The organism is Campylobacter concisus (genome assembly GCF_002165815.1).
Lineage (GTDB): Bacteria > Campylobacterota > Campylobacteria > Campylobacterales > Campylobacteraceae > Campylobacter_A > Campylobacter_A concisus_BH.
Genome location: NZ_NDYN01000007.1, coordinates 1 through 26,041 on the forward strand (window position 1 = coordinate 1; position 26,041 = coordinate 26,041).

30 protein-coding genes and 1 pseudogene are annotated in these 26,041 nt (G+C 40.8%); 9 read left to right on the forward strand and 22 right to left on the reverse strand.

What is annotated here, in order from left to right:
- Window positions 1-152 (forward strand): annotated as a pseudogene (locus B9N65_RS11275) (thioredoxin reductase); the annotation flags it as partial.
- A 74-nt stretch (window positions 153-226) separates the two neighbouring features.
- Here the strand turns inward: B9N65_RS11275 and B9N65_RS07765 are convergent.
- The 10 genes from B9N65_RS07765 to dnaG all read right to left on the reverse strand — a co-directional run bounded on the left by B9N65_RS07765 (window position 227) and on the right by dnaG (window position 12,910).
- Window positions 227-1,978, reverse strand: coding sequence for a site-specific integrase (locus B9N65_RS07765; protein ID WP_087583465.1), 1,752 nt, complete (start codon window positions 1,976-1,978; stop codon window positions 227-229).
- 869 nt (window positions 1,979-2,847) lie between these two features.
- Entirely contained in the window at window positions 2,848-3,612 is a 765-nt protein-coding gene (locus B9N65_RS07775) for a DUF996 domain-containing protein (RefSeq protein WP_021089909.1), read from the reverse strand.
- 398 nt (window positions 3,613-4,010) lie between these two features.
- The gene (locus B9N65_RS11280; RefSeq protein WP_012001245.1) at window positions 4,011-4,133 is read right to left on the reverse strand and encodes a hypothetical protein; all 123 of its coding nucleotides are present in this window, start codon (window positions 4,131-4,133) and stop codon (window positions 4,011-4,013) included.
- A gap of 103 nt (window positions 4,134-4,236) precedes the next feature.
- On the reverse strand, window positions 4,237-5,226 hold the full coding sequence (locus B9N65_RS07785; RefSeq protein ID WP_048809749.1) for an argininosuccinate synthase domain-containing protein: 990 nt from the start codon (window positions 5,224-5,226) through the stop codon (window positions 4,237-4,239).
- A gap of 59 nt (window positions 5,227-5,285) precedes the next feature.
- Window positions 5,286-6,509 carry a peptidase T gene (gene pepT, locus B9N65_RS07790; protein WP_087583467.1) on the reverse strand — a complete coding sequence of 408 codons (1,224 nt, stop codon included), beginning with the start codon at window positions 6,507-6,509 and terminating at the stop codon, window positions 5,286-5,288.
- Window positions 6,510-6,518: 9 nt separating this feature from the next.
- On the reverse strand, window positions 6,519-7,829 hold the full coding sequence (gene dcuC, locus B9N65_RS07795) for a C4-dicarboxylate transporter DcuC (RefSeq protein WP_087583468.1): 1,311 nt from the start codon (window positions 7,827-7,829) through the stop codon (window positions 6,519-6,521).
- A 14-nt stretch (window positions 7,830-7,843) separates the two neighbouring features.
- Window positions 7,844-8,542, reverse strand: a complete 699-nt coding sequence (gene pepE, locus B9N65_RS07800) for a dipeptidase PepE (RefSeq protein WP_087583469.1) — start codon at window positions 8,540-8,542, stop codon at window positions 7,844-7,846.
- Entirely contained in the window at window positions 8,539-9,858 is a 1,320-nt protein-coding gene (locus tag B9N65_RS07805) for an amidohydrolase (protein ID WP_087583470.1), read from the reverse strand. The genes pepE and B9N65_RS07805 overlap by 4 nt, the downstream gene beginning before the upstream one ends.
- Window positions 9,859-9,860: 2 nt before the next feature.
- Entirely contained in the window at window positions 9,861-11,099 is a 1,239-nt protein-coding gene (locus tag B9N65_RS07810; RefSeq protein ID WP_087583471.1) for a M20 family metallo-hydrolase, read from the reverse strand.
- Window positions 11,100-11,197: 98 nt separating this feature from the next.
- Window positions 11,198-12,910 (reverse strand): DNA primase, encoded by a 1,713-nt coding sequence (gene dnaG, locus B9N65_RS07815; protein ID WP_180385139.1) that lies wholly within the window; start codon window positions 12,908-12,910, stop codon window positions 11,198-11,200.
- A 61-nt stretch (window positions 12,911-12,971) separates the two neighbouring features.
- Between dnaG and B9N65_RS07820 the strand changes: the two genes are divergently transcribed.
- The 4 genes from B9N65_RS07820 to aroC are packed head-to-tail and all read left to right on the forward strand — an operon-like array spanning window position 12,972 to window position 16,153.
- A complete protein-coding gene (locus tag B9N65_RS07820; RefSeq protein WP_087583473.1) occupies window positions 12,972-13,997 on the forward strand; it encodes a tetratricopeptide repeat protein in 1,026 nt (341 codons plus the stop codon).
- Window positions 13,975-14,409: a ribonuclease HI gene (gene rnhA / locus B9N65_RS07825; protein ID WP_087583474.1), complete on the forward strand. Its 435-nt coding sequence runs from the start codon at window positions 13,975-13,977 to the stop codon at window positions 14,407-14,409. Before B9N65_RS07820 ends, rnhA begins: the two co-directional genes overlap by 23 nt.
- A complete protein-coding gene (gene rnc / locus B9N65_RS07830; RefSeq protein WP_021084206.1) occupies window positions 14,406-15,077 on the forward strand; it encodes a ribonuclease III in 672 nt (223 codons plus the stop codon). Before rnhA ends, rnc begins: the two co-directional genes overlap by 4 nt.
- Window positions 15,078-15,085: 8 nt before the next feature.
- Entirely contained in the window at window positions 15,086-16,153 is a 1,068-nt protein-coding gene (aroC, locus tag B9N65_RS07835) for a chorismate synthase (RefSeq protein WP_087583475.1), read from the forward strand.
- A gap of 30 nt (window positions 16,154-16,183) precedes the next feature.
- Here aroC and B9N65_RS11285 read toward each other — a convergent pair whose 3' ends face one another.
- Together B9N65_RS11285 and B9N65_RS11290 are read right to left on the reverse strand one after the other, a co-directional pair.
- Window positions 16,184-16,321, reverse strand: coding sequence for a hypothetical protein (locus B9N65_RS11285; RefSeq protein WP_257640045.1), 138 nt, complete (start codon window positions 16,319-16,321; stop codon window positions 16,184-16,186).
- A gap of 41 nt (window positions 16,322-16,362) precedes the next feature.
- A complete protein-coding gene (locus tag B9N65_RS11290; RefSeq protein WP_257640046.1) occupies window positions 16,363-16,485 on the reverse strand; it encodes a hypothetical protein in 123 nt (40 codons plus the stop codon).
- Window positions 16,486-16,680: 195 nt separating this feature from the next.
- Here B9N65_RS11290 and B9N65_RS07845 point away from each other — a divergent pair, with 195 nt between their 5' ends.
- Complete coding sequence (locus B9N65_RS07845) at window positions 16,681-17,949, forward strand: Y-family DNA polymerase (RefSeq protein WP_087583476.1); 1,269 nt, start codon at window positions 16,681-16,683, stop codon at window positions 17,947-17,949.
- On the forward strand, window positions 17,942-18,262 hold the full coding sequence (locus B9N65_RS07850) for a YolD-like family protein (protein WP_087583477.1): 321 nt from the start codon (window positions 17,942-17,944) through the stop codon (window positions 18,260-18,262). The genes B9N65_RS07845 and B9N65_RS07850 overlap by 8 nt, the downstream gene beginning before the upstream one ends.
- A gap of 3 nt (window positions 18,263-18,265) precedes the next feature.
- Here B9N65_RS07850 and B9N65_RS07855 read toward each other — a convergent pair whose 3' ends face one another.
- From B9N65_RS07855 to B9N65_RS07900, 10 genes are all read right to left on the reverse strand, one after another.
- Window positions 18,266-18,712, reverse strand: a complete 447-nt coding sequence (locus B9N65_RS07855; protein ID WP_087583478.1) for a pyrimidine dimer DNA glycosylase/endonuclease V — start codon at window positions 18,710-18,712, stop codon at window positions 18,266-18,268.
- A gap of 218 nt (window positions 18,713-18,930) precedes the next feature.
- The gene (locus B9N65_RS07860) at window positions 18,931-19,155 is read right to left on the reverse strand and encodes a helix-hairpin-helix domain-containing protein (RefSeq protein ID WP_087583479.1); all 225 of its coding nucleotides are present in this window, start codon (window positions 19,153-19,155) and stop codon (window positions 18,931-18,933) included.
- 188 nt (window positions 19,156-19,343) lie between these two features.
- Window positions 19,344-20,024 carry an orotidine-5'-phosphate decarboxylase gene (pyrF, locus tag B9N65_RS07865; RefSeq protein ID WP_087583480.1) on the reverse strand — a complete coding sequence of 227 codons (681 nt, stop codon included), beginning with the start codon at window positions 20,022-20,024 and terminating at the stop codon, window positions 19,344-19,346.
- Window positions 20,021-20,416 (reverse strand): transcription antitermination factor NusB, encoded by a 396-nt coding sequence (gene nusB / locus B9N65_RS07870; RefSeq protein ID WP_004317696.1) that lies wholly within the window; start codon window positions 20,414-20,416, stop codon window positions 20,021-20,023. The genes pyrF and nusB overlap by 4 nt, the downstream gene beginning before the upstream one ends.
- Window position 20,417: 1 nt before the next feature.
- Window positions 20,418-20,888, reverse strand: coding sequence for a 6,7-dimethyl-8-ribityllumazine synthase (ribH, locus tag B9N65_RS07875; RefSeq protein ID WP_021084559.1), 471 nt, complete (start codon window positions 20,886-20,888; stop codon window positions 20,418-20,420).
- A 46-nt stretch (window positions 20,889-20,934) separates the two neighbouring features.
- On the reverse strand, window positions 20,935-21,258 hold the full coding sequence (locus tag B9N65_RS07880) for a DMT family transporter (protein WP_004317710.1): 324 nt from the start codon (window positions 21,256-21,258) through the stop codon (window positions 20,935-20,937).
- The gene (locus B9N65_RS07885; protein WP_087583481.1) at window positions 21,255-21,584 is read right to left on the reverse strand and encodes a DMT family transporter; all 330 of its coding nucleotides are present in this window, start codon (window positions 21,582-21,584) and stop codon (window positions 21,255-21,257) included. The genes B9N65_RS07880 and B9N65_RS07885 overlap by 4 nt, the downstream gene beginning before the upstream one ends.
- 4 nt (window positions 21,585-21,588) lie before the next feature.
- Window positions 21,589-22,107 carry a hypothetical protein gene (locus tag B9N65_RS07890; protein WP_087583482.1) on the reverse strand — a complete coding sequence of 173 codons (519 nt, stop codon included), beginning with the start codon at window positions 22,105-22,107 and terminating at the stop codon, window positions 21,589-21,591.
- 13 nt (window positions 22,108-22,120) lie between these two features.
- A complete protein-coding gene (gene kdsA, locus B9N65_RS07895) occupies window positions 22,121-22,921 on the reverse strand; it encodes a 3-deoxy-8-phosphooctulonate synthase (RefSeq protein ID WP_087583483.1) in 801 nt (266 codons plus the stop codon).
- A gap of 10 nt (window positions 22,922-22,931) precedes the next feature.
- The gene (locus B9N65_RS07900) at window positions 22,932-23,822 is read right to left on the reverse strand and encodes a DMT family transporter (RefSeq protein ID WP_021084553.1); all 891 of its coding nucleotides are present in this window, start codon (window positions 23,820-23,822) and stop codon (window positions 22,932-22,934) included.
- 152 nt (window positions 23,823-23,974) lie between these two features.
- Here B9N65_RS07900 and der point away from each other — a divergent pair, with 152 nt between their 5' ends.
- Both der and B9N65_RS07910 read left to right on the forward strand, forming a co-directional pair.
- Complete coding sequence (gene der, locus B9N65_RS07905) at window positions 23,975-25,363, forward strand: ribosome biogenesis GTPase Der (RefSeq protein ID WP_087583484.1); 1,389 nt, start codon at window positions 23,975-23,977, stop codon at window positions 25,361-25,363.
- Complete coding sequence (locus B9N65_RS07910) at window positions 25,344-25,865, forward strand: shikimate kinase (protein ID WP_087583485.1); 522 nt, start codon at window positions 25,344-25,346, stop codon at window positions 25,863-25,865. Before der ends, B9N65_RS07910 begins: the two co-directional genes overlap by 20 nt.
- The last annotated feature ends 176 nt before the right edge of the window (window positions 25,866-26,041 follow it).

Here is a 26,041-nt window from a genome sequence, read left to right on the forward strand (position 1 = left end):
ACACACCAGAAGAGCTAACAAGACTATATGAGGCTGGTAAATTAGATAAAAAGCTAAATCCTCTAACACCAGTAATGTATAGAGATAGCTTCCCTGAAGATCTTAGAGCTAAGATATTAAGCTATGCAAAAGAGCATAATATAAAGGATTAACACTTTAATATCAAGTAATAGATTATGGTTTATAGAAAAAAGCATGTATCCATTATAAACCATACATCTAATATCTAATAGCACACCATTTCAACTTTTGCTTTTAAAACACTGGCATTTATATTTGTAGCATATGTTCCGAGTAAAATTTTATACTGCTTCTCATGTCCTACTATTTGAGCTATGATATTTGGCTCTACTTCTTGTTGGACAAGCGTATCTATAAAATAGTGCCTAAACGAGTAAAAAGTCTTTTGTTTGTCGCTACTTATTAGCTTTCGTTGTATTTGTGATCTAAAAATTTCTGAAAAGTCTTTATTGCTTACTTTAAAGATATTTTTATTTGCATTAGCTCTTTGTTTTATAAACTCCATTAGTCCAAGCTCTATTAGCTTGCTATGCACTGGCACAAGCCTTATGGAATTTATATTTTTAGTACTCTTACCATCATCTCTATTTATGCTAAAGCAAAGCACGTTATTGTGTTGCATGATATCACGTGCTCTTAGCTGAACTATCTCGTTTATTCTCATGCCACTATATGCCGCTATCATGGTTATATAGTATAGATCATTTGCACTTATCCGCTTGCTTGGTGACTTGTTGGTCTCTTTAAAATTTTGGACTATTTTAAAGATAGCATTAGCCTCTTCTTTGCTATAAGGTAGCACCTTACGCTCCATTGGATTTATCTCTACTTTTACGTTTAGGTCATTTACAATGCTCTTACTTATGTAGTCGCTGTTGTAGCAATACTTAAAGAACTGCACTACCCTTATCATATATTTTTGTATGGTTACTTGTGACAGCTTGGCATCATTTTTGCCTATGTGTATGATTTGCTCTAAGCTTTTGTCTTTATATTTGGCTTTTTGATTTAGCTTGGTTGGTATGTGAGCCAAAGTATTTCTAAATTTAAGCAGATCATCCCGTGATATGGCTGTGATATCCTTGCTTGGATGAAAGAATTTAAATAATATATTGCCCACTATATTTACCAGATCCATAGTGCTACTTGACCACTTTTGACTAACGCTAGTGTTAGCTGTAAAATTTTCAAATGCCGTTTTTAGTGTGACGATCTCCCTGCTCTCTATCTTTTTTGGGCTAGTAGTGCATGGCACTATCTCGTATTCTTGCACTGCCTCATCGTTTAAGCTACCCATGCCAAAGCTACCATCTCCTACTTTTATGCGCTTGCCTATTAGATGGCTATCGCTAGTTAGTATCTGCTCTGCACTCCTCTCATCACCTTTTGTTTTTACTAGCTTAAAAGGATTGTTAAGTCCGTATTGTTGCTCAGCAGTTGCCATTATGGCATGTGAGAAATTTTTAGCTAGGCTTTTGATATCTTCTTTGTTAAGAGGTAATCCACTTGTTTCATCTAGAGAGTTGATGTTATCTTGGAAGCTCTCTATATCGTTTGGCTCAAAGCTATAACTTTCATCTTGTTTGCTTAAAAATTTAAGTCTTTTAGACACAAGGCTTGTGCTCTTATAAAGCTTTGATATTAGGTAGTTTAGGGACAATATGTGTTTTTCTAGCAGGGTTTGAGCTATGCTTGCTTTATCATCTTGGTCTATGGCTTCATCTATACTATTGGCGGATAAAATTTCAGCCTTACTTATCAAAGTCTCATTACTTTTAATAAGTAAATCAGGAAAGGTATTATCTTTTAAAGCCTCTTTAAAATGTCTATTTAGCGCATCTGCAAAGTCAATATCTATCTTTTTATCATAAAGCGAATGCTCTTTTATGCTCTTATCAACCTTTGCCTGCATAAAACTATCAACTAATGAATCTATAATTCCTTGATTTAGCCTCATATCCACCGCCTTTGTTATTAGATAAATATATCTATCATAGATTCTAGCAGATTTTCTGGCTTTTAATATGGAACAAGTACCCAAGGAGAAACTTAGCTCTCTTGAGCATTTTAAAAATTTTCTTGCGTTTGGTGCAATGACGCTTCGGTAGTAATAAATTCCATTGCGGTTTTTTAGATGTATCATGGATTTGCAGTGGAACAAAAGTGGGACACTCGACTAATGCTTATGACAAAAAGTTGTTTGTAATGGCGATGTAGCAGGACTTTAAGCGATATTTAAAAATTTATCTCATAAGCCGGAGGTCGGGAGTTCAAGTCTCCCCCGTGACACCATAGATGCCCTACTTATCGATACTTTAACTGCCCTTTTTGCAGTTTCCCTTTCTTTAAAATTTCCTAAAAGTATGGTACAGTTTTTTAAATTTTTGCAAAATGATTTCAGTAAATTTACTCTTTTGCTTATTGTTAAATTTTCTATTATTAAAAGATTAGATAGCAAATATTTTAAATTTTTTATAAAGGCCTCTTTTTTTACGCTTATCAAAATTCTAACTCATATCTCATCTAGACTTACTTTTACTGGTTTTTCATCACTTGCTAAAACAGCATCTACTGTTTTACTTAAATGATACTATTCTATTATCTCTGCCATTTTTCATAGCTGAAAAATTTACTCTTACTCATTTTCATATGATACCATCTCCACTTTAGCCTTTAGCGTGTTTGCATTAATAGGCTTAGCATAAGTATTTAGCAAAATTTTATACTGCAAACTTACTATAATAAGGCAATTAAATACAATTTTTGTGTTGTATAAAGAAAGAAAATCGGAGCAGAAAATTCCTCTCCGATTTATGATTGAAAAGTTTAAGCTGTTTTGATCTCTTGCAATCTATACCATGCGATGATTTGTAAAACAAATGCCACAATCAACAAGATATAACCAATGAATATGAATACAGTAAGGGCTCCAACAACCGAACCTATAAAATAGTAGAGGAAAAATTTATCGCCAGATATGTTTGAAAGCTCGTTATAGACTTGAAATTCTTTGAAAAATGCATAAATCATACCTGCAACGCCCGCTAAGCCTAAAATAATACCAAAAATAGCACCTGTCCCACCAGCATTTGCATAGCCAGAGCCCATACCAGCAAAGCCTAATGCTCCCGTTATCGCGCCGATCGAGATCAGGATAGTCGATGCTACCGCGACAACTAGATATAAGATATAGTTTTTCTTTAGTGTAGGACTACCGACTTTATCTGATAGCTTAAATATAGAAAACAACATACATAAAAATCCAGCGATAAAAAAGATAAACCCGATGAAAGGAATAATGCCCAAAATAGGTAAAGCTGAACCTGCTAATCCCAGCGTTCTAATGGTAGATAAATCATTGCTTTTAATATCAAAATTTATGTTATCTAAATTTAGATTCATAGATTTTGCTTTTGTGAGATAGATTTGTTTTGCGGTTTGTCCATCTGCGATAAAATCAACCTCATCGCCTTGTTTTAAAACTATGGCGGCTCCGTCTTTTGTCACAGATGCTACATCTTCTTGTAGATAAGTAAAACGCTGATCATCAGCATTTAATATTATGCCAGGAGCTAATACAGTCCCTTTCATGTTTATTCCTTTAAGATTAAGATAAAAAACGCTTATTATAAATTTGTTAAACAAAGTGTTGGCTTAAGTTTATAAAGTAAAATATGCAAACAAATAATACGAATGTGATTTTTCGCCACTTGCTAGAGCAGCATCTACTGCTTTGCTTAAATGATACTCTTCTATTATCTCTGTCATTTTTTCATAGACAGCACTAGGTACTAGATAGGCACTAGGGACATTGTGGTTTAGTATAGCTATGACACTATCTCTGGCTTATTTTAAAATTTGAGCTGGAGACTTTTTTAGCTCGCTTATGCTAGCTGTGAAATTTGCTTGTATGGTTTGCATTTTTATCCTTTATTTAATACCTAAGATAATACTAAAAATTATAAAAACAGCCCAAAATTTTATAAATTCTATTTACCCTCTGGATCTAAGCCATTTAAGATGCAGCCAACCTCTTTGTCACTTAGGTCGTAGTGTAAAAATTCTTTATAAAATTTCTTTGTCTCAGCTTCTATTGAATAAATTCTTGCCATCAGCGATATGAAGCACTTTTGGTCTATCTGACACAGCTATTTTTTGGTTTTGCTTAGACTAATACCAATTTTAAAAAGAAAACAGTGTTTTAATTGTATAAATTTACTTCACAAAAAACTCTTGTGCTAGCTTTTTATCTTCAGGTTTGATGATAAATTTCTCATTAGCGATGCTAACTTCAAATTCATCATCTTTGCTAGCTTTTGTATATGCTAGCGCGAGCCTTGCAGCAAGCTCTTTGTCGGCTTTGCTAGCGTTTTTACTTATAAAACTAACAGCTCCCACGATGTCATCGCTCTCTTTAAATTTAACCTGCTCAAATTTATCATTTGGATGAGCCAAAAGTGCGTTATTGTCGCTCTCATCACGCCCTATTATCATTTTAGCTCCATCAACCAAGCGCAGATGCCTACCAAGTTTTAGCCACGTAACGTCGATATCTCGCATCTCTTTATCAAATTTCAAGTAGTCTTTTATCTTTACTGCAAAGCTCTCGATCGTTAGCAAACACCCACCTCCAGGCGTTGCAAAGTCCTCAAAGCCAAATTCCTTCGCCAAAGCAAGCTGCGGCTTTCTATCACGCCCGCTTATGTCAAGTAGCTTCTCTCTATCGACCCAGCCCTCGCGCTCTGGCTTAGTTGGCGGCAAGAGCTTAGCACACATCGGACGAAGCACTAGATCATCCTCGTCATCAGCTAGGCGTTTAACCTGAAAAAGTGCGTCTCTGCGCTGACTCATCGGCCTTTGTCCTACGACTTCGCCAGTGATTATAAAATTTGCATTTTCGCTTTTTAGCATATTAAGAGCGGTTTTAAACATATATCCGTGGCAGTCGATGCAAGGGTTAAACTGCTTGCCGTAGCCGTATTTTGGGTTAAAGAGTACGTCGCGAAGATACTCGTTTCTCATATCAACCACCTTTAGGCTAGCCCCAGCCAAGGCTGCACGGCGCCTTAAAACTTCGTGCTTCTCCTCATCCACGCCAAATCCAGTATCCATATAAAGTGCGACCACTTCGATATTTTGATCACTTATTATTTTCATAGAGAGCATGCTATCAAGCCCTCCGCTAAACAAAGCTAAAGCCTTCATTTTTGTCCTGAAAGTAAAATTTAAAGCCTAAATTTACTAAATCTAGGCTTTTATGAAGTTTATTTAGCAGCGTTAATTACGATTTTTTTAATCACTTCGCTTGCGGCTTTTAGGCTGCTAACTGGCAAGTACTCGAAGACGGAGTGAAAGTTATTTCCACCTGTGAATAAATTTAGCGTTGGCACGCCCTTTGCAGAGATCGCAGCGCCGTCGTATCCGCCACGCATCGGCTTTATGTTTGGCGTGATATTTAGCTCACTAAAGGCATCTTTTGCTAGTTTTATAGGCAGTGAGTTTTCATCTTTTAAGAACTTAAAGACGTTTTCATATCGTGTTTTTAGCGTGATCTCGCAACGATCTCCATAAATTTTATTAAAAGAGCTTGCCATCTCGCTTAAAAACTCAAGCCTTTTTTGAAATTTCACCTCATCAAATTCTCTTATGTCGATCTTAAGCGTCGTTTTCGCGCTGTTTCCGCTAAGCTCTTTTACCCAGAAATAGCCCTCTTTGCCCTCGGTGCACTCTGGCACTTCGCCGCCTGGCAAAAGAGAGATAAATTTATGCGCAAGAAGTAGCGAATTTACAAGCTTGCCCTTTGCGTTCATCGGATGAGCCGAAACGCCTTTAAAGATCGCCGTGCAGTCAGCTGCGTTCCAGTTTTCGTATATTAGCTCGCCTATCTCGCAGCAGTCTAAGCAGTAGCCAAAGTCAGCTCCTAGTAAATTTACATCAAGTGCCTTTGCACCAAGCAAGCCCTGCTCCTCATCAGGCACGAAGCAGATCACGATCCTGCCGTGCTTTACATCAGGATTTTGCATGAAAAAGCTAGCCATATTTACGATACTAGCGATCGCCGCCTTATCGTCAGCACCAAGCAAGCTAGTGCCGTCAGTCACGACTATATCGTCGCCAACGTATTTTTTAAGCTCTGGGTTGTCGCTAAATTTAAGGTAAATGCCCTGCTCTTCGTTTAGGCAGATGTCGCCGCCTGTGTATTTTACTATCTTCGCTTTTGTGTCGTTTTTTTGCTCGCTGCTTGTATCTAAGTGTGCAAAAAAGGCGATACTTGGAGCATTTTCGCAGTTTGCAGGAATTTTTGCTATCAAGATAGCACTATCTTGCAAGATGATATCTTTTATACCAAGCGAGCTAAGCTCATCTTTTATAAATTTGGCTAGCTCGTACTCGGTTGGATTAGAAGGCATGATGCCTTTTAATCCATTCTCTTTATTTGTCGTGGTGTTAAATTTCGTATAGTTTATAAATCTCTCTACGATATCCATCTTTCATCCTTAGATGACGAAAAATGCGATCGCCACAACAGAGAGAAACATGCCTAAAAACGTTCTTTTTGCAAGCTCGACTGGGCTAACCATAGCGATACCAGCACAAACGATAGCAGCTCCAGCGATCGGAGAAGCTGAACGTCCAAGTGAGCCTGCGATTGCTGCAGCCATACCAAGCTTATCTTGCTCAAAGCCAAGAGCAGCAGCATTTGTTGTGACAGCTTCGTTAAATGCAAATGTAGCAGCGTCGCCTGAGCCTGTAACTATACCCATGATAAATGGCACAAATGTTCCGCCAAATTTAACGTAGCTTTGATCAGTTTTTAGCCATGCGATGACCACATCAACAGCTCCGCACGCCTTTAAGCCAGCGACAAAGACGCCAGCTGCGATGATGATACCGATAACATCAGCGTAAGCGTGACCCATGCCGTTAAAGAACTCTTTTGTGATCTTTTGTGGGTTTGTAAGCGTAGCAAATATAGCTATGATAGCGCCAAGTATCATCGCCTCAGCAACGCCCATCTTTGTCCATGCCAAAAAGCTGTAGTCTTTTGCTAGGCTTGTTCCGCCGATAACTAATATCACAAGTGGGACAAGTGGCATAATAGCGTAGATCAAATTTACTTTAAACGCTGACTTCTCTTCGCTTGTATCGCCATTTTCAAGAGTGAAATTTGTACCTTTTTGATAGTCTTTAAATAATATTGCAACGATAGTTAGCATGACAACTACGATAGCAAGAGCTGTAAATGCGCTAGGAATTTGCACTTTTATGATGTCTTGAACTGTGTAGCCTTCAACTGTCTTTTTAACAAGGTCAGCCACATATATGTTGTGCGCAGAGCCAGGGCTTAGAACTGAGCCAAATGTGCCTGCAAAAACAGCCGCACCAGCCATCGCAGGGCGAACGCCTGAAGCCATAAGAAGCGGTATGAGCGTCGCACCAACAGCAGCAGAGCAGCCAGCAGCTGAAGGGATGGCGATATTTATAAAGTAAGTTAGCACGGTTGTTACAGGGATCAAGATAAATCCCACGTTTTTAAGTGGCTTTGTAAGAAGCGCAACAAGGTGTTTATCGCACATTGTGTATTTCATAACAAAGGCAAAACCCATACTAGCACATATAGCCTTTATAAGACCAGCTTTTGTCATATAGTCAGTAAAAGCACTTAGTGCACCCATCGGTTTTAGTGCGATTATACAAAGCACCAAACCAACACCTATTAGCACCGTTCTCGTCTCTTTTTTTAAGACTAGAAGTGCTACAACTGCAACGATGCCAAGAATGGCAGCAATTAGTTTAAATGATTCCATACCTCTCTCCTTGTTTAGATTTTAAATTTAGTTCCAACTTCTATTTTTTCTATCTCTTTTTGATACTCAAATTTTAAAATTTCACTATGTCCTATGACCTCAGCCTCGCTATCCTCTATAAGCAAAGCCGTGCCCTCAGGCAACGCGTAGATAGCATCTTTTGGATTTGCTATTAAAAACTCCTCTAGCCTCTCCTCCCTGCTCTCGCCGTTATGACCTGCTAGTTTGCCACTTATGAAGTGCGGATTGATCTGATATGGGAAGATATTTAGGCTATCAAATGACTTTGGCATGATGATAGGCATATCATTTGTCGTCATCATCGTCTTACCAGCGATATTTGCGCCTGCTGACCAGCCAAAGTACTTTGCGCCATTTGCCACAGCCTCTTTTATAGGCTCAATTAAATTTAGCTTATAAAGCGTGTAAAGCAGCATGAAGGTATTGCCACCGCCAACTGCGATACTGCTGGCATTTTTGATAGCTGAAATTTTATCCTCGTAGTGGTGGATCGACTTTATATTTTTATTTTTTAGGCGGTCTATAACCTTTTGCTCGTATTCGTCATTACTTCGTCTAACTCCAGCATAAGGGATAAATAAAATTTCCTCCTTACCGCTCTCACCCAAGAAGTCCTTAACCCAGTTTTTGCAGTGTCTCAAGTAGCCAGTATCTTGGTAGCTTGAAGCGCTGATTAGTAAAGCATTTTTCATTTTTTAGCTCCGTTTAGTTTGTAAGCAGCCCTTAGATAGATATCAACCCCAGCGACCAAACACTCCTCGTCAAAGTCAAATTTGCTGTTGTGATGTCCTGCTTTTAAATTTGTGCCGATCATCATATATCCGCTCTTTGCGCCCCTATCTTGCAAAGCTCTCATAAAGTGAGCGAAGTCCTCGCAAGCGCCAAAGTCAAGCTCTTTAACGATCTTATCATCATCTATAAATGGACTCTCTTTTGCTGCTTCATAGAAAATTTCAGTCACCTCTTTGTCGCTATTTGCCCCACTTGTGCCCCCAGTCATCACGACCTTACTCTCAACGCCGTAAATTTCACTCACGCCTTTTACGATATCCATACATTTTTTATACATAAACTCATTTAAATTTGTATCCTCACCCCTTGTTTCGCAGGCTAGATAGCCATTTGGTGCGATGACATTTCTGCCCTCACCTGCCCTTAAAACGCCCACATTTATCCTAGTCACGCCCTTTGCGTGCCTTGTGATGCCATGCATATTTAAAGCCATTTGAGCAGCGGCTAAAAGGGCATTTGCTCCCTCCTGCGGCGCTCCTGCTGCGTGAGCTGAACGACCAGTGATATGCACGTCAAATTTAGATGTTGCAAGCAATTTATTTGTGCCACAAACTATGCCCCCATTTGTTTCTGCTTGAAAGCCGATGTGTCCGCCAAGTAGGTACTCGATGCCCTCAAGCACCCCAGCAGCCTCCATAGCCACGGCGCCCCTTGTGCCCTCTTCTGCGGTTTGAAATATAAATTTAAATTTGCCGTTAAACTCGTCTAAATTTTTAGCGATCAGCTTTGCAAGCGCTAGACCCATCGCCATGTGTCCATCGTGCCCACAAGCGTGCGTGATACCAGCGATATCTGAGCCAAAGCCCTCTTTGCAAGGCCTATGAGCAGCCTCTGCGCTCTCTGTCACATCAACGCTATCGATGTCAAATCTAAATGCACTAAATTTACCAGGCCTTTTTGTGTCGATGAAGGCTGTCAGCCCAGTTAGGCCATCTTTCATGCATTCAAGGTATTTTGCCTCGTCAGGATTTAAAAGACTTTTTGCCCGCTCGATCGCCTTTTGGCACTGCTCTTTGCTGCCAACTCCAAGCCTTGCATCGCTCTTTACGACCTCTTCGCCAAGCTTCACTTCATATCCTAGCTCGCTAAGCCTTTTTGCCAAAACTGCGGTCGTAAAAAATGTAAACCAGCCAGTTTCTGGGTGCGAGTGAAAGTATCTGCGATCTTTGATCATATCCTCTTTTAAAGATAGTGCTAATTTTGCTATTTTGTCCATGACTACTCCTCGTTTGAAAGTCTTATTAGTGCGTTTGTTAAAATTTTAGTTGCGGCTACTGCGTCTTTGAAATTTATCGCCTCTTTGGTGTTGTGGCTGATACCATCCACGCAAGGGATAAAGAGCATGCCAACGCTGCTTGCTAGCTTTGTTAAATTCATCGCATCATGCCCAGCCCCACTTGGCAAAGTAAGCGTTTTTATGCCAAGCTTTTTGGCTTCATCTTCAAGTAAATTTATGGCGTGTTCGCTTAGTTTTACTGGCTCGTCGCTACTTAGCTCTCTTATATCGTAGCTAAATTTAAGCTCATGGCTTAGCGTGTCTACGAAATTTCTAAGCTCTAAATTTAGCTCCGCTAAGCTTGCCTTATCGATATCTCTTAGATCAACTCCAAGTCTCGCCTCACCTGGCACGACATTTAAAACGCCTGGCTTTGCATGCGCGTAGCCAATGGTTGCAACAGCTGTTTTTTTGTTTTTGGCAAATTTATTTGCAGCGATTATGATGTGTGAAGCGGCAAGCAGGGCGTCACTGCGCATATTCATCGGAGTTGCGCCGCTGTGATCAGCTTTGCCCTGTATTGTGATCTCAAATCTAATAGGAGCTGCGATCCCGCTTACAACGCCGACGCTTATGCCGCTTCGCTCAAGCACTGGGCCTTGCTCGATGTGAAGCTCTAAGTATGCGTGTAGGGAGTTTTCTTTTAGGACGGCTTCATCTAAATTTTGTGGCTTAAACCCAGCCGCACTCATCGCCTCAAAAAGTGAAATTCCATCTTCATCTTTTAGCTCATGAAGTCTTTGCTGGCTTAGTTTGCCGCTTATTATCTTGCTGCCGATAGTCGCTGTCTTAAAGCGACTTGATTCCTCACAACTAAAATTTATGAGCCAAAGTGGGCGCTTTAGCCTGATGCCAGCCTCTTTTATCGCAGTTAGTGCCTCAAGACCAGCCATGACGCCAAGTGTGCCGTCATAAAAGCCACCATTTGGCACGCTATCTATGTGAGAGCCCACGCAAACTGGCTTCGCGTCCGCCTCGCAACCATCATCATAGATGGCGTAGATGTTGCCGACATTGTCAATTTTAAGTTTAAAGCCATTTTTCTCTATCAAATTTATAAGAAATTCTCTTGCTTCAAGGTCCTCTTTGCTAAAAGCTAGCCTTGTTAGCCCACCGCCTTTTAGCGCTCCAAATTCGCTTATAGCGTTAAAATTTGCCTCAAATCTCTTAGAATTTATCATAAAAGAACCTTAAATATAAAAATAAACTTAAGAAAATTTATTACTTCTAGATATTTTACATTTTGTTTTATGATTTGAAGCTGAAAAAGTGTGAGTTTTTAAATTTTATAAAGCTGAGTCTTGAGATCTTTGATGATAAATAGCAGTTTTTCTAAAATTTCTATCTTATTTGGGTTGTCAGAGCCTTTTAAAATTTGCTGTTCGTTCTCATAAAAGGCGATTTGCATATTCAAAATTGCCTTTTGCAAAGTGGTTGCATCGGTGATCTCATGGATCTTTTCGTCCATTAAAATTTCTCTAACCATCTCCTCATCGCTCACATCGTATCTATAAAGGATGGCGTTTAGATACTCAGGATGCTTTATAAAGTATCTAGCCCCAAGCTTTGAGAGTATCTCATCTCTGTAGTTTGGGTTGTTTAGCATGGTTTTAAAAAGTGCAAACTCAAGCGGGTCTTTGTTCATCACAGCTGGCACCTCATCTACCATGACAGAGTTGCTAAATTCATCTTTATCTTTTTTTCTAAACTCTTTTTTAAATTTATATTCATTTTTTGGCTTCTGCTTTAGCCCAAACCTATCTGCCACGCTTTGTGGAGTTAGGTTAAATCTTGCCGCAACCTCAGTCACATACGAGCTTGCTATCTCCTCTCCAAGCTCGTCCATATAGGCTTTTATCTCGCTTAGGCAGTTATCTCTTTGCATTGAGCGGGTTATGTCATACTTTTGCATGATCTTTTCTATATAAAATTTCACCGCGTCCTCGCCTGAGCCAAAGAGCTCTTTTAGCTCCTTTATCTTACCTGCAAAGACCATATCAGCAGGATCTGCGCCGTTACTTATGATGACTACTTTTGTATCTATCTTATTTATGCTTAGCAGGTGAGCCGACTTTATGGCTGCATTTATGCCAGCGCCATCTCCGTCAAAGCAAAGCACCACGCTTATCTCGCCCCTTTTTAAAAGTGGCAAGTGGCTTGTAGTAAGTGCTGTGCCAAGCACTGCAACAGCATTTGTAAAGCCAGCGTAGTGAAGCATGATGACGTCAAGGTAGCCCTCTGTTATGATGATCTGATTTTTCTCAAAGATACTTTGCCTAGCTAGGTGGTAGCCATAGAGCAGCTTTGACTTGTCAAATACCGCACTTTGGGGCGAATTTACATATTTTGCAGGGTGATCCGAGATCGTTCTACCGCCAAAGCCAACTAGCCTTGTGGTGTGCGAGTAGATAGGAAATGTTATGCGCTCGATGAAACTAGCGTAAATTCCCTTCTCATTTTGCTTTACGATGCCAACTTCAAGCGCCTCTTTTGGCTCTATGTTTTCATTTTGCAAAAGCCTAATGGTACTTTTACTATCTCCAGCCCAGCCAAGCTCAAATTTCTCTATCATAGCGTCATTTATGCCGCGCGACTTGATATATCTAACGGCCGCTTCATTTTTGTAAAACTCACTCCTATAAAAGGCATTTACCTTTTCTAAAATGTGCTTGTTTTCTTTTTGTGTTGGCACCTTGTCGTTTGTGTATTCAAGGCTGAAATTTGAAATTTGAGCGATCTTTTCTATCGCCTCTGGGTAGGTGAGCTTTTCATAATCCATCACAAATTTGACCGCATCTCCGCCAGCTTTGCAGGCAAAGCAGTGATACATCTGCTTGTTTTGATTTATGCTCATGCTCGGGTTTTTGTCGTCGTGAAACGGACAGACACACTTGTAGCTTGAGCCCATCTTTTTAACTGGGATATACTGCTCGATGATATTAACAATGTCTATTTGGTTTTTTAATTTTTCAATGGATTTTGGATCTATCATAAGCAAAATTATACAACTGCTTTGTTATAATTAAAGTAAAATTTTATTACAAAGTATAAGCGTGGATATTTTTTTCATTGGACACAGAGATCCGATATTTAGCCTTATTATTCTATTTAGTATCATCTTGATGATCGCTGCTTTAAGCTATGCTTGGGGCATATTTTCTAGCAAAGATGAGAAAAAACGCATCGAGAAATTTATAAAGAAATTTGACAGCAAAGATGGCATAAGCGACGAGCACAAGCAGATGCTAAAAAGCCCAGAAGTAGATATACCAAGCCTTAGCATGCTAGGTCAGACCTTTGCTAAAAATGGCGACTTTGAAAAATCAATCGGCGTCTATCTCATCGCACTTGAAAAGGTAAAAGATAAAAACGAGAAGGAATTTATCCTAAACGAGCTTGGAGAGGTCTATTTTAAGGCTGGATTTTTAAAAAAAGCTAGCGAAATCTTTGAAAAAGCGCTTGAGCTAAGCCCTAGAAATATCCTCGCACTTCGCTTTTTAACGATGATAGATGAGAAGCTTAAAAACTATAAAGAAGCCCTTTATGCGCTAAATTCTCTTGAAGAGCTAGGGACAAATGTAAAAGATCAAAAGGCCTATATAAAGGCGATCAGCACGCTTGATGATAGAAATTTAAGCTTTAGCGAAAAGGTAGAAATCCTCTCGCACCTTAGCCAAAATTTTGAGCTCTTAAAGCGCATGATCTTAGCCCTTTTCATAAGACACAATGAAAATTTAGAAAATTTAAAAGATTTTGCCAAATTTGAAGATGTGCTCGATCTACTTTACAACCTAAAAACGCCTATAAATTTAGACGATGCAAAATACAAATCTCTCTTTTACGCAAAGGGCGACATAGATGAGCCATGTGAAATTTACGGCTTTGAGCTAAATGTCATAAAAAGGCTAAAGGACGCTAAATTTGACGCAGCAGGGCTAAGCTTTAACTACGTTTGCAAAAACTGCAAAAACTCATTTCCTATGCACTTTTACCGCTGTCCGGTCTGTCACGAGCTAGGTAGCGTCAAAATTTTATCCCACATCACAGAAAAACCAAGTGAAGATAGTAACACTTTTTAGTGATGGCTCATGCCTTGGAAACCCTGGAGCTGGTGGTTGGGCTTATATATTGAGATTTAATGAAGCGCAGAAAAAAGCAAGTGGCGGCGAGGCGTATACTACAAATAACCAAATGGAGCTAAAAGCTGCGATAATGGGGCTAAAAGCGCTAAAAGAGCCCTGCGAGGTAAGGCTAATAACCGATAGCTCATACGTGGTAAATAGCATAAATGAGTGGCTTGCAAACTGGCAAAAGAGAAATTTTAAAAATGTAAAAAATGTCGAACTTTGGCAGGAGTATTTAGAAATTTCAAAGCCGCATAAAGTCGTGGCTAGCTGGGTTAAGGGGCACGCTGGACACCCTGAAAACGAGGAGTGCGACCAGATGGCAAGAGACGAGGCATTAAAAATAAAAGATGAGAATAAGATATGAAAAATTTAGAAGAATTTGAACGTAATCTTGGCTATAAATTTAAAAAATCTGAGCTTTTAGAAGAGGCACTAACTCACAAGAGCACCAAGCAGGCGTTAAATAACGAGAGGCTTGAGTTTTTGGGCGATGCGGTGATGGATCTGCTCGTGGCTGAGTATCTTTTTAAGAAATTTAGTAAGATCGCAGAGGGCGACATGAGCAAACTTCGTGCCGCGCTTGTCAATGAAAAAAGCTTTGCAAATATGTCTAGGCGGCTAAAAATGGGCGAGTTTTTAAGACTTAGCCAAGCTGAGGAAAACAACGGCGGCCGCGAGAAAGATAGTATCTTAAGCGACGCATTTGAAGCGGTGATGGGCGCTATCTACCTAGAGGCTGGACTTGATAAAGTTAGGGAAATTTCTATTAGCCTGCTTGAGCTTTGTTATCCACAAATCGACTTTGCGCACCTTGAAAAGGACTACAAAACTGCCCTTCAAGAGGTCACTCAAGCGACCCTTGGCGTCATACCAACATACGAGCTCATAGGCTCTTTTGGCCCTGATCATAAGAAAGAATTTGAGATAGCCTTGCTGCTAAATGGCAAAGAAATTTCACGTGCCGTTGGAAGCTCGAAAAAGCAAGCCCAACAGCTCGCAGCAAAAATTGCACTAGAAAAAATCAAAAAATAGGATAAATTTTGAATACTTTTGGCAAAAAACTAACCTTAACTAGCTTTGGTGAGAGCCATGGGGTGGCGATCGGTGGCGTGATAGATGGGCTACCTGCTGGGCTAAAGATCGATGCAGAGTTCATACAAAGCGAGCTTGATAAGCGTCGCCCTGGGCAAAGTAGCTTCACAACGGCAAGAGATGAGGCTGATAAGATAGAAATTTTTAGCGGCGTCTTTGATGGGATGAGCACTGGTGCGCCGATAAGTTTTGCCATTTTTAACAACAACCAAAAGTCAAACGACTATGAAAATTTGTGTGAAATTTTCCGCCCTGGACATGCTGATTTTACATATTTTAAAAAATATGGCATCAGAGATCACAGAGGTGGTGGGCGTGCGAGTGCGAGAGAGACTGCAGTAAGGGTCGCTGGTGGGGCATTTGCGCAGCTACTTTTAAATGAATTTAAGATAGAAGTTTTAAGCGGCGTGCTTGGCATCGGCAAGGTCATTAGTGAAAAGGTTGATTTTGATTTTGCCAAAAATTCACAAATTTACGCCCTTGGCAACGAAGAGGCGATGAAAGAGGCGTTAAATAAAGCTAGAAGCGAGCACGATAGCGTTGGAGCTGTGGTTTTAAGCGTGGCTAGAGGCGTGCCAGCTGGTCTTGGCGAGCCACTTTACGATAGGCTTGATAGCGCTTTGGCAGCTGCTCTAATGGGTATAAACGGAGTAAAAGCCGTAGAGATCGGCGCTGGCGTAAATGTAAGCTCTATGCTTGGCTCAGCAAACAACGACGAGATGGACGAGCTTGGCTTTTTGAGCAACAACGCTGGTGGCATACTTGGAGGCATAAGCAGTGGGGCTGAAATCGTGCTAAAGAGCCATTTTAAGCCAACGCCTTCGATATTTAAAGAGCAAAAGACGCTAAATTTAGCTGGCGAGGCGGTTGATTTTGAGCTAAGAGGCAGGCATGATCCTTGTATAGGCATACGTGGCAGTGTCGTCGCAACCGCGATGATAAGGCTAGTTCTAGCTGATATGCTACTGCTAAATGCAAGCACAAAGCTTGAAAATTTAAAGAAAATTTACGGCTAAATTTGACTTAGCCCCAAAAGAGGGCTAAATTTAGAAATTTACAGCGACCAACTTGATCTCGCCTTTAAATTTTTCTAAATTTGCTAAGACCCCGTGTCCGCAGTTGCTTTGAGTGGTGCTAGTGTGCCTTTGTCGCGAGTTAGGACATTGACGCAGCCATGCTTGCAAAGGCTCTTTTGCTTAGCACTTCAGGATCATACCACACACCCTCACAGATAGCGATGACGTGCTCTGGTATGATGAGTGACAAGCGCGCCAACTAAAATTTCGCCCATGTCGCTAAAGACTCTCGCCACGTCGCCAGTTGCTATGCCTTTTGGCTTTGGTGTCATTTACGGCTCTCTTGCGCTCAGCTTGGCGTAGTTTCTGATCACTAAGCTACTTAGCTGTGAGTGGAGGCGGTATCTTTGGTACGTGGTTTTGCACTCAAATTTAGCCTTTTTTTATTTTATTTTCTAAAAAATTTCAAACCATTTCAAACAAAATTTACAAACTAACTTTTACCAAATTTCATCTATAATCCTCTCATGAAAAATGAAAATCCAAAGAGCAAAATTTACGCTGTTATCGACCTAAAGTCCTTTTACGCCTCGGTTGAGTGCGTCGAGCGCGGGCTTGATCCATTTAAGGCCGATCTAGTCGTGGCTGACGCTAGTCGTGGCAGTGGCGGCATCTGCTTAGCTGTTAGCCCTGCGCTTCGTGCAAAAGGGGTGAAAAACCGCTGCAGACTCTTTGAGATACCAAGGGATATCAAATTTATCATCGCGCCACCTAGGATGCAGTTTTACATCGACTACGCCGCAAGGATCTATGAAATTTATCTAAAATATGTCTCCAAAGAGGACATCTACGTCTATTCGATCGATGAGTGCTTCATAGACCTCACTTCTTACTTGAAATTTTACGCTCTTGGCGCAAAAGAGATGGCGAAGATGATGATGGATGAGATCTTAAAAACGACTGGCGTGACGGCGACTTGTGGCATGGGGACAAATTTGTACCTCGCAAAGATCGCGCTTGATATATTAGCAAAGCACCAAGATGACGGCATCGCCTACCTTGACGAAGAGCTTTACAAAAAGCAGCTCTGGACGCACCAGCCACTAAGTGACTTTTGGCGTATCGGTAAGCAAACTAGGCTAAAGCTCGAAAAATGCGGCATTTTTTGTATGAAAGATATCGCAAATGCACCAAAAAGCCTGCTTGAAAAAATTTTTGGCGTCGATGCCTACATCACGATAGATCACGCTAACGGCATAGAGCCAACGACGATAGCTGATATAAAGGCGTATAAACCAAGCACGAAGTCCTACTTTAGCTCGGAAATTTTGCCTAGAGACTATGAGCGCTGCGAGGCGGTGATCGTGCTAAAAGAGATGGCTGACAGGCTCGCTCTTAGGCTCATAAACAAAGATGTGAGGGCTAGTGGGCTAACGATAAATGTGAGATTTGCCGATAAGCTTGAGCCGCAGCAACGTGCAAGCGTGCGGTTTAAAACGCCAACAAATGTCTCAAGCGTACTGATGAGCGCGGCTGAGGAGCTGCTTTTAAATAAGATAAAAAATACTGGGCTAATCAGGCAAATAGGCATATCAGCAAACGATGTGGTAAAAGAAAATTTGGCAGAATTTAGCCTATTTGAAGATGACGCCAAAGAAAAAGCAGTGCTAAAATCGCTAAATTTGATAAAAGAGAAATTTGGCAAAAACTCGATCCTACGCGCGATCGACCTGCTGCCAGAGGCGACTGGGCAAGATAGAAACAAGAAGATCGGAGGGCACAAGAGCGGTGAGTAAAGATAGGGCGAAAATTTTTAGCTCGTTTAATCCACTTTCTACCTTAGAGCGAGCCTTGCGACAAAAAGAGCGAGAAAGATGCGAAAAGCTCGAGCTTGACGAGAGCAAGATCGATGAAATTTTAAAAAAGATAAGCGAGATAAAGATAGCTGACGAAGTGCGTGTGAGCTACCACAACGGCTTTACTTACGTAAAAACTAGCGGGCTAGTCTCAGATGTAAATTTCAAAGATAAAATCCTCATGGTCGTAAAAACAAGGATCAAATTTGAGGATATAAATAGGATAGAGATCGTTAAAAAATTTATAGTATAAAAACTAAATGAGCGTTTTTGGCTTCTCCCAAGGCTCGATCTCGCCATCTATCTTCGTAAAAATAGTAGAAATTTCTATATTTTTTACATTTAAATTTTCTTTGTATTTTTTTAAATCTCTTAGTTTTAGTTTTTCTTGTAAAAAGCTAAATTCATACTCGATTTGACCTCTAGTAACGGCGATCTTAGATAAATTTTCTACGTCAAATTTGCCAACTTTTGCAACATCAAATTTATATCCACGAACGCAAGCCTCTTTATAAACTTCCAAAAGATAGGCGTTTATGGCATCTATAGAGTTTTGATGAGTGTAAAATCTAATTAATTGTGGGTGGTTTTTATAGCCTTTTGTCAGCCCTTCTAAAACATTTTTAGCCAGCAAAGCCTCTCTCCACAGAGCCACAAGACCCTTCGTGTCAAGATATTTAAAATTTATCGTCCAGAGTCTCATTTTTACCTTATTTATATAATTAAAAATATTAGTTACCCTTTGCTACCTATGGTTTTTGTTTTACTAAGTCAAAAAGCCAACTAAAAAGTTCTGATAATAATAGTTTGTGATTTTATGCATAAAGGCTTTAAAATAACGTTAAAACCGTGGCTCAATGCTTGTAAAAGTTGATAAAATTTTGTGCTGTTTATAAATAGTGGCTACCAAATTTTAAAAATTTAATCCTTCCAAAGCCACCATTTTAGCTTGGCCTTGTCTAGGTGCGGCGTATTTGCGTAGTAGCAGACCATGCGGTAAACATAGAGGATGCACCTGTCGCTGCCGCGCCCGAGAGCCTTTGTGCGTTCAAACATCTCCTCAGGGTCCGCGCCCTTTAGCGAAGCGATGCCATCATAGCCAAGTGCCAACAGATCAGCTTCGGTCGCCTCGCCGACATAGGGGATTTTTTAAAATTGCTCAAATTTACCTCAAATTTCTTTTAAGCTCCGCCAAACTCATCACTTTAAATGAAATTTTAAATTTCATCTTACTGCCGCGTTCAGTCGCCTAACGAAATAATTTTATTAAAATTTTCTCGCGCAAAACCACCCTTAAAATGATTTCCCGTCAAATTTCGCGCAAAACTCGAGCGTTAAATTTGCTCCAAAATTCGTTCGCAAATTTCTCTTGGGTTTGCGTTTTCGTAGATCGGTCTGCCAACGACGATAAAGTCGCTGCCCTCTTGCTTTGCGCTAACCAAATTTGCAACCCTCTTTTGATCGCCCGCACTCTCGCCAAAAGGCCTAACTCCAGGGCAAAGCGTTATGAAATTTTGATTTGTCACGTCTTTTATGAGTTTGCTTTCAAAGACCGAGCAGACCATGCCGTCAAGCCCCGCTTCAAAGCTCATCTGGCTAAATTTCCTAACCGAGCGCGAAAGCGTATCGTTGTAAACCGCTTCAAATTCGCTCCCATTAAAGCTAGTAAGTGCCGATACGGCAAGCACCAAAGGGCGATTTTGCAGCGCATTAAGACGCTCCATTACAGTTTTCATTGCACGTACGCCAGCGCTTGCGTGCACGTTTATCATATCCACGCCTATCTTTGAGACGACCTCAGCCGCGTCTGCCATCGTGTTTGGGATGTCATAGAGCTTTAGATCAAGAAAGATTTTAAACTCCCCTGCCCCTTTTAGCTCCTCTATAAATTTAGCTCCGTCTCTAAGGTAGCTTCTAAGCCCCACTTTTAGCCAAAGATCAAGCCCTTTTAGCTCACGCACGAGGGCTAAATTTTCATCCTTGCTCGCCATATCAAGAGCGACGCAGAGCTTCATAGATCGCCCTTTATCTTATCTAGCACGCCGTTTATAAATTTTGGCGCCTGATCGCTTCCAAGCTCCTTTGCAAGCTCGATCGCCTCGTTTATGATGACAGCTTTATCAGTCTGGCTAAATTTCATCTCATAAAGCCCAAGTCTAAGGATGGCTAGCTCTGTTGCGCCAACCTTACTAAAGTCGCCGTCTTTTAGGTGTGGCTTTAAAATTTCATCTAGTTTTTCTTTGTTTGCAAGCACCTCTTTAAAGGTCTGTTGCGCCTCGTTTTTGCGCTCATTTCTTATCTTTTTCTCTTCTAAAAATTCCTCTTCAAACTCCGCAGTTACCGGATTTATCTCGTTTGAGTAAAGTAGCGAAACGATGGCTTGTCTCACTTGATGACGTGTGGCCATTTTACTCTCCTAGCTTTTTGTATAAATTTAGCATCTCTATAACGCCCGTCATCGCTTCAAAGCCCTTGTTTCCAGCCTTGCTGCCAGCTCGCTCGATCGCTTGCTCGATGTTATCTACCGTTAGAACGCCAAATGTGACTGGTTTTGCGTATTTTAGCGTTACGTTTGCGATGCCTTTGGTGGTCTCAGCGCTTACGTAGTCAAAGTGTGGGGTTGCGCCTCTTATCACCGCCCCCACACAGCAGACCGCGTCAAATTTACCGCTTGCAAGCACCTTTTCAAGCGCCATAGGTATCTCAAATGCGCCAGGGACTAGCACTAAAGTTAAATTTTTCTCGTCGCCGCCGTGGCGTAAAAATGCATCTTTTGCGCCCTCTACCAAGCGGTCTGTGATGATGTGATTAAACCTTGCGTTTATGATCGCTATCTTTTCGTTGCCTTTTAAAGCTAAATTTCCTTCGATTATTTTCATCTTTTCTCCTTTTTTTATGCAAGTTTAGCAAAAGCTTGTTTAATCATCAAACTATCTTTAGCATGATGACACTAAAGATAATGAGCGCTAAAAACAAGGCCTTTTTAAAATTTATCTTTTCACCTTCAAAAACTACGCCAACTACGACTGCTCCGATCGCTCCGATGCCAGTCCAGATCGCATACGCCACCGACATAGCGATGGTTTGCATCGCATAGCTAAGTAGCGTTAAAGAAAGGGCAAAATTTCCAAGCAAAAGGATGAAATTTGCCCACTTTTTTACGCCTGTGCTTTTTGAAAATTTCGTGATAAAAAAGACGCCGGAGACCTCACAACATCCAGCTAATAAAAGTGCTAAAAAGTGGATCATTCTTTTATGCCTTTTAGCCCAAGCACGCCTAAAATGAGCGTCGCTATGAAAAATAGCCTAATGAAATTTGGCATGATCCCACTTGCTGCATAGTCGCTAACGATCTCGGCTATGACGATAAAAACTGTCCCAAAGCCCACAAATACAGCATAAGAGATGCTTACAGGCAGATACTTTAAAGCTTTCATAAACGAGACAAAACTTATGCTCACTAGCAGCGTCGTAAGCAAAAATTCACTTAAATTTGACGCGTGCTTTAGCCCATACGCCCAGCCGCACTCAGCCACCGCGCCAAGCAATATCCACAAAAAGCCTCTATTTGACATAAATTTACTTCATGCCTTTTATGGTATCAACGATCTCTTTTACATTTGCGTTAATCGCCTTATTTTCAAAGCTATCATCGTTATTTTGTCCAACCAGCCCCTTTAAATTTCCAAAGACCCCAGGGTTAAACCTTAGCTCGCTAGAGCTATAATGCCTCAAAACTTCGCCATTTCTAACGACTTCTACCTCGTAAGTAAGGTAGATATTGCCCATCCTGTCGCTTTTAGCAAAGGTCGCCTCGCCCATAAATTCCCTGCGGTGAGTTATCTTGATCTTTAGCTCGTCGCTTGAATTTTGATCAAGCAAATTTTCTTTTGTAAGCGCCTCTGTGATTTGCTTATTATATTTTTTCTCGACCATTTTTGGACTTTGATAGAGAAATTTTGTCGGCTCGTGGCGCTGCACATGAGTGTAGCTAATGCCCTCAAATTTATACTTGCCAGCAAGTGGCACCTTTGGCTGAGACGAGCTACAACCTACTAAAAACAACACTCCTAAAAGTAGCGCAAAAATCCTTTTCATCTCTCTCCTTAGTTTAAAAATTTAAAATTTCCTCTATCTTTAGCGTGTCATTTACGACTTTTTCAAGCTCGTCTAAATTTAGCATATTTGGCCCGTCACATAGCGCTTCGCAAGGATTTATGTGCGTCTCGTAGAAAAATCCATCCACCCCAACGCTAGCTGCCGCTCTTGCAAGATACGGCACAAACCTAGCATCTCCGCCGCTCTTTTCGCCAAGTGCGCTTGGCATTTGCACGCTGTGAGTAGCATCAAAAATAACTGGCGCAAATTCTCTCATCATCACCAAATTTCTCATATCAACGACTAAATTTCCATATCCAAATGTGCTTCCACGCTCCGTTAGCCAGACGCCATTTGCCTTTGCGACATCGTATCCGTCGCCACTCACACCTCTTGTCTCAAGCACCTTTTTAACAGAGTGCTTCATCGCAGATGCTGCTAAAAACTGCCCTTTTTTGATATTTACGACTGCTTTTGTCTTTGCAGCTGCTACAAGCAGGTCAGTTTGGCGGCACAAAAATGCAGGGATCTGCAGCACATCAGCCACTTCGCCAACTGGCTGCGCTTGATAGCTCTCGTGGATATCGGTTAAAATTTTAAAGCCAAATTCTTTTTTTACTTCAGCCAAAATTTCACAACCCTTTTCTAGCCCAGGGCCACGAAATGAGCTAATGCTCGTGCGATTTGCCTTGTCAAAGCTCGACTTAAAGTAAAAATCAAGCTTTGGATTTTCATTAAATTTAACTAGCCTTTTTGCCACTTCAAAAACAAGCTCCTTGCTCTCTATCACGCAAGGTCCAGCGATTAATATCATTTTTTCTCCTTTATTTTTCTTTAACAACTAAAATTCCACTCACTACAACTAGCACAATACCTGCGAGCGCTAGGTGATTTGGCAACGCATCTCCCATAAAATAGCCAATTATAAGCGTAAAAATGACGTCTGCATAGCTAACCGCAGCGATCACACCAGCTTTTTTGCCGACTGCAAATGCCTTTGTCATAAACGCCTGAAAATAGTAGCCACTAAGCCCCATTAGCAAGATAAACACGACGTTGTGCCAGCTTGGCATAGCAAATTTAGAAAATAAAAAATCCAGAGGCTCATAGGTGAAAAACTCAGCCATCCCCATGCAAATAAGCGGCAAAAACGAGCCCCAAAGCATGAAGCTTAGCACGATCACGTTTGTGCCGTAGCTCTTGTTTAGCTCCTTGACACTTGTATAGGCAATAGCCGCTCCAAGGCCGCTCCAAATGCCGATGATATCGGTTTTATTGATACCTAAATTTGGCTGGATAACAAGCAAAATTCCACCAAATCCCAAAAAGACGGCAAACCAGCCAAGCGAGCTTAACCGCTCCTTAAACACGATAGCTGCGAGAATGGCTGTAAATATCGGGTTTGTCTTTTGAAATGTAAAGGCTGTGGCTAAATTTACATGTGCGACGTTATAAAAAAAGGCAAAAAGCGCCACCGTGCCCACAAAACCGCGAAACATCAGCAAGAAAAAGTGCCCGCCAGTTTGCTTAAACGGAAATTTATAGATGGCGTAGATGACGATGAAAAGTCCGATCAAATTTCTAAAAAAAACAACTTCGATAGAAGGCATATCTTTGCTCAGATACTTTGCAAATGCACCTGTCACGGCAAACATAAAGCAAGCAAAGAGCATATAAAAAATGCCAAGATGTGAAATATAAAACCTTTTTAACATCGCAAAACCTCTAAATTTAAAGCACTCATTTTAATAAAAAATGGCTTAAATTTTGGTTGATTTTTTCTTTTATTTCGGCGCTTTTAAGCGTAATTTTATACTTTATATAAGAGAAAAATTTGTATAATCAACCATCATAAAAAGGACAAAATTTGCAAAAAGTAATATTAGTAGGCAAGCCAAATGTCGGCAAAAGCTCACTTTTCAACCGCTTAGCAAGAAGACGCATCGCCATAACAAGCGACGTTAGCGGCACTACAAGAGATACAAACAAAGCTAAGATCGAAGTTGAGGGCAAAGAGTGTATATTAATCGACAGCGGCGGGCTTGATGATAGCAGCGAGCTTTTTAAAAACGTAAAAGCAAAGACCTTAGCAGAGGCTAGAAACTCAGACGTTATCCTATACATGGTCGATGGCAAGATGATGCCAGATGACGAAGATAGAGCCATTTTTTACGAGCTTAGCAAGCTAAATTTACCAATCGCTCTAGTCATCAACAAAATCGACAGCAAAAAAGACGAGCAAAGAGAGTGGGAATTTGTAAGTTTTGGCGCAAAAAACTCATTTGGCATTTCAGTAAGCCACAACACTGGCGTCGATGAGCTTAGCATCTGGCTAGCAAAACACTTAGAAGCGAAAGTGCAGATAAAGGCCGATACGAGCGATGATTTTGATGATTTTTTAGAAAACTATAACGACGAGGGCGAGCTAAGCGACGAGATAGACCATGAGAGCAAAAACATCAGAGTTGGCATCATAGGCCGCGTAAATGTCGGCAAAAGCTCACTTCTAAACGCCCTTGTAAAAGAGAGCCGCGCCGTTGTTAGCGACGTCGCAGGCACTACGATCGACCCAGTAAATGAAATTTACGAGCATGATGGCAGAGTTTTTGAGTTTGTCGATACTGCTGGTATCAGAAAGCGTGGCAAGATCGAGGGCATCGAGAGATACGCGCTAAATAGAACTGAGAAAATTTTAGAAGAGACAGACGTAGCGCTACTTGTACTTGATAGCTCTGAGCCACTAACTGAGCTTGATGAGCGCATCGCTGGCATAGCCTCGAAATTTGAGCTTGGCGTCATCATCGTGCTAAACAAATGGGACAAAAGCAGCGAAGAATTTGACGAGCTTTGCAAAGAGATAAAAGATAGGTTTAAATTTCTCTCTTACGCGCCGATCATCAGTGTTTCGGCACTTGGCGGCAAAAGAGTGCATAAAATTTACCCGCTCATAGTTGAAATTTACAAAAACTACACCCAAAAAATCCAAACTTCAAAGCTAAATGAAGTGATCGGTGAAGCGACCAAAGCGCATCCACTGCCACGAGATAAAGGCAGGGTCGTAAAAATTTACTACGCAGTGCAGTTTAAGACCGCGCCTATCATGATAGCGCTCATAATGAACCGCCCAAAATGCCTGCACTTTAGCTACAAACGCTACCTAACAAACAAGCTTAGAGAGAGCTTTAGCCTAGCTGGCGTGCCTATCGTGCTAATCCCTAAAAAACGTGGAGAGAGTGATGAAGACAAAGAACAATAATATCGTTTTGATAGGGTTTATGGGTGTTGGCAAGGGCACTACGGCAAGAGCACTAAGCAAGGCGCTAAAGACGATGAATCTTGACTGCGACGACTTGCTAGAGAGCTCGCAAAACATGAAGATAAAGGCTATCTTTGATGAATTTGGCGAAGAGCATTTTAGGCAGCTTGAAAAAGACCTGGCTAAATTTCTAGCCACAAATGTCAAAAATGCGATCATCTCGACAGGTGGCGGCTTTGCAAAGGTTAAAAATCTAAACAAAATAGGCACCGTGATCTATCTAAAGGCAAGCTTTGATGCGATCATGCAAAGGCTAAAAAATAGCAAAAATAGCGAGAAAAAGATCGCTAAACGCCCGCTTTTAAGCGACCTGAAAAAGGCTGAAGCGCTACATCTGGAGCGCGAGAAGCTTTATGAGAAAAAGGCTGATTATATCGTTGAAGTAGAGGGCAAGACCCCAAAGCAGATCGTAAAAGAGATAAGGATACTTTTAAAAGTTTAGTTGCAAAGTGGCGTGGGCTGCTTGCAACGATAAATTTCAAGATCAGGCTAGATGGACGTCTGGCGTGGTGTTGGAATTTGTGATGTTTGAGCTAAATTTAACGTTTTGTAGTTAGAAATTTTGACGAAGTTTTGAGATAAATTTTTGCTTCACTTTGATAAAGCGCTAAAGCAACA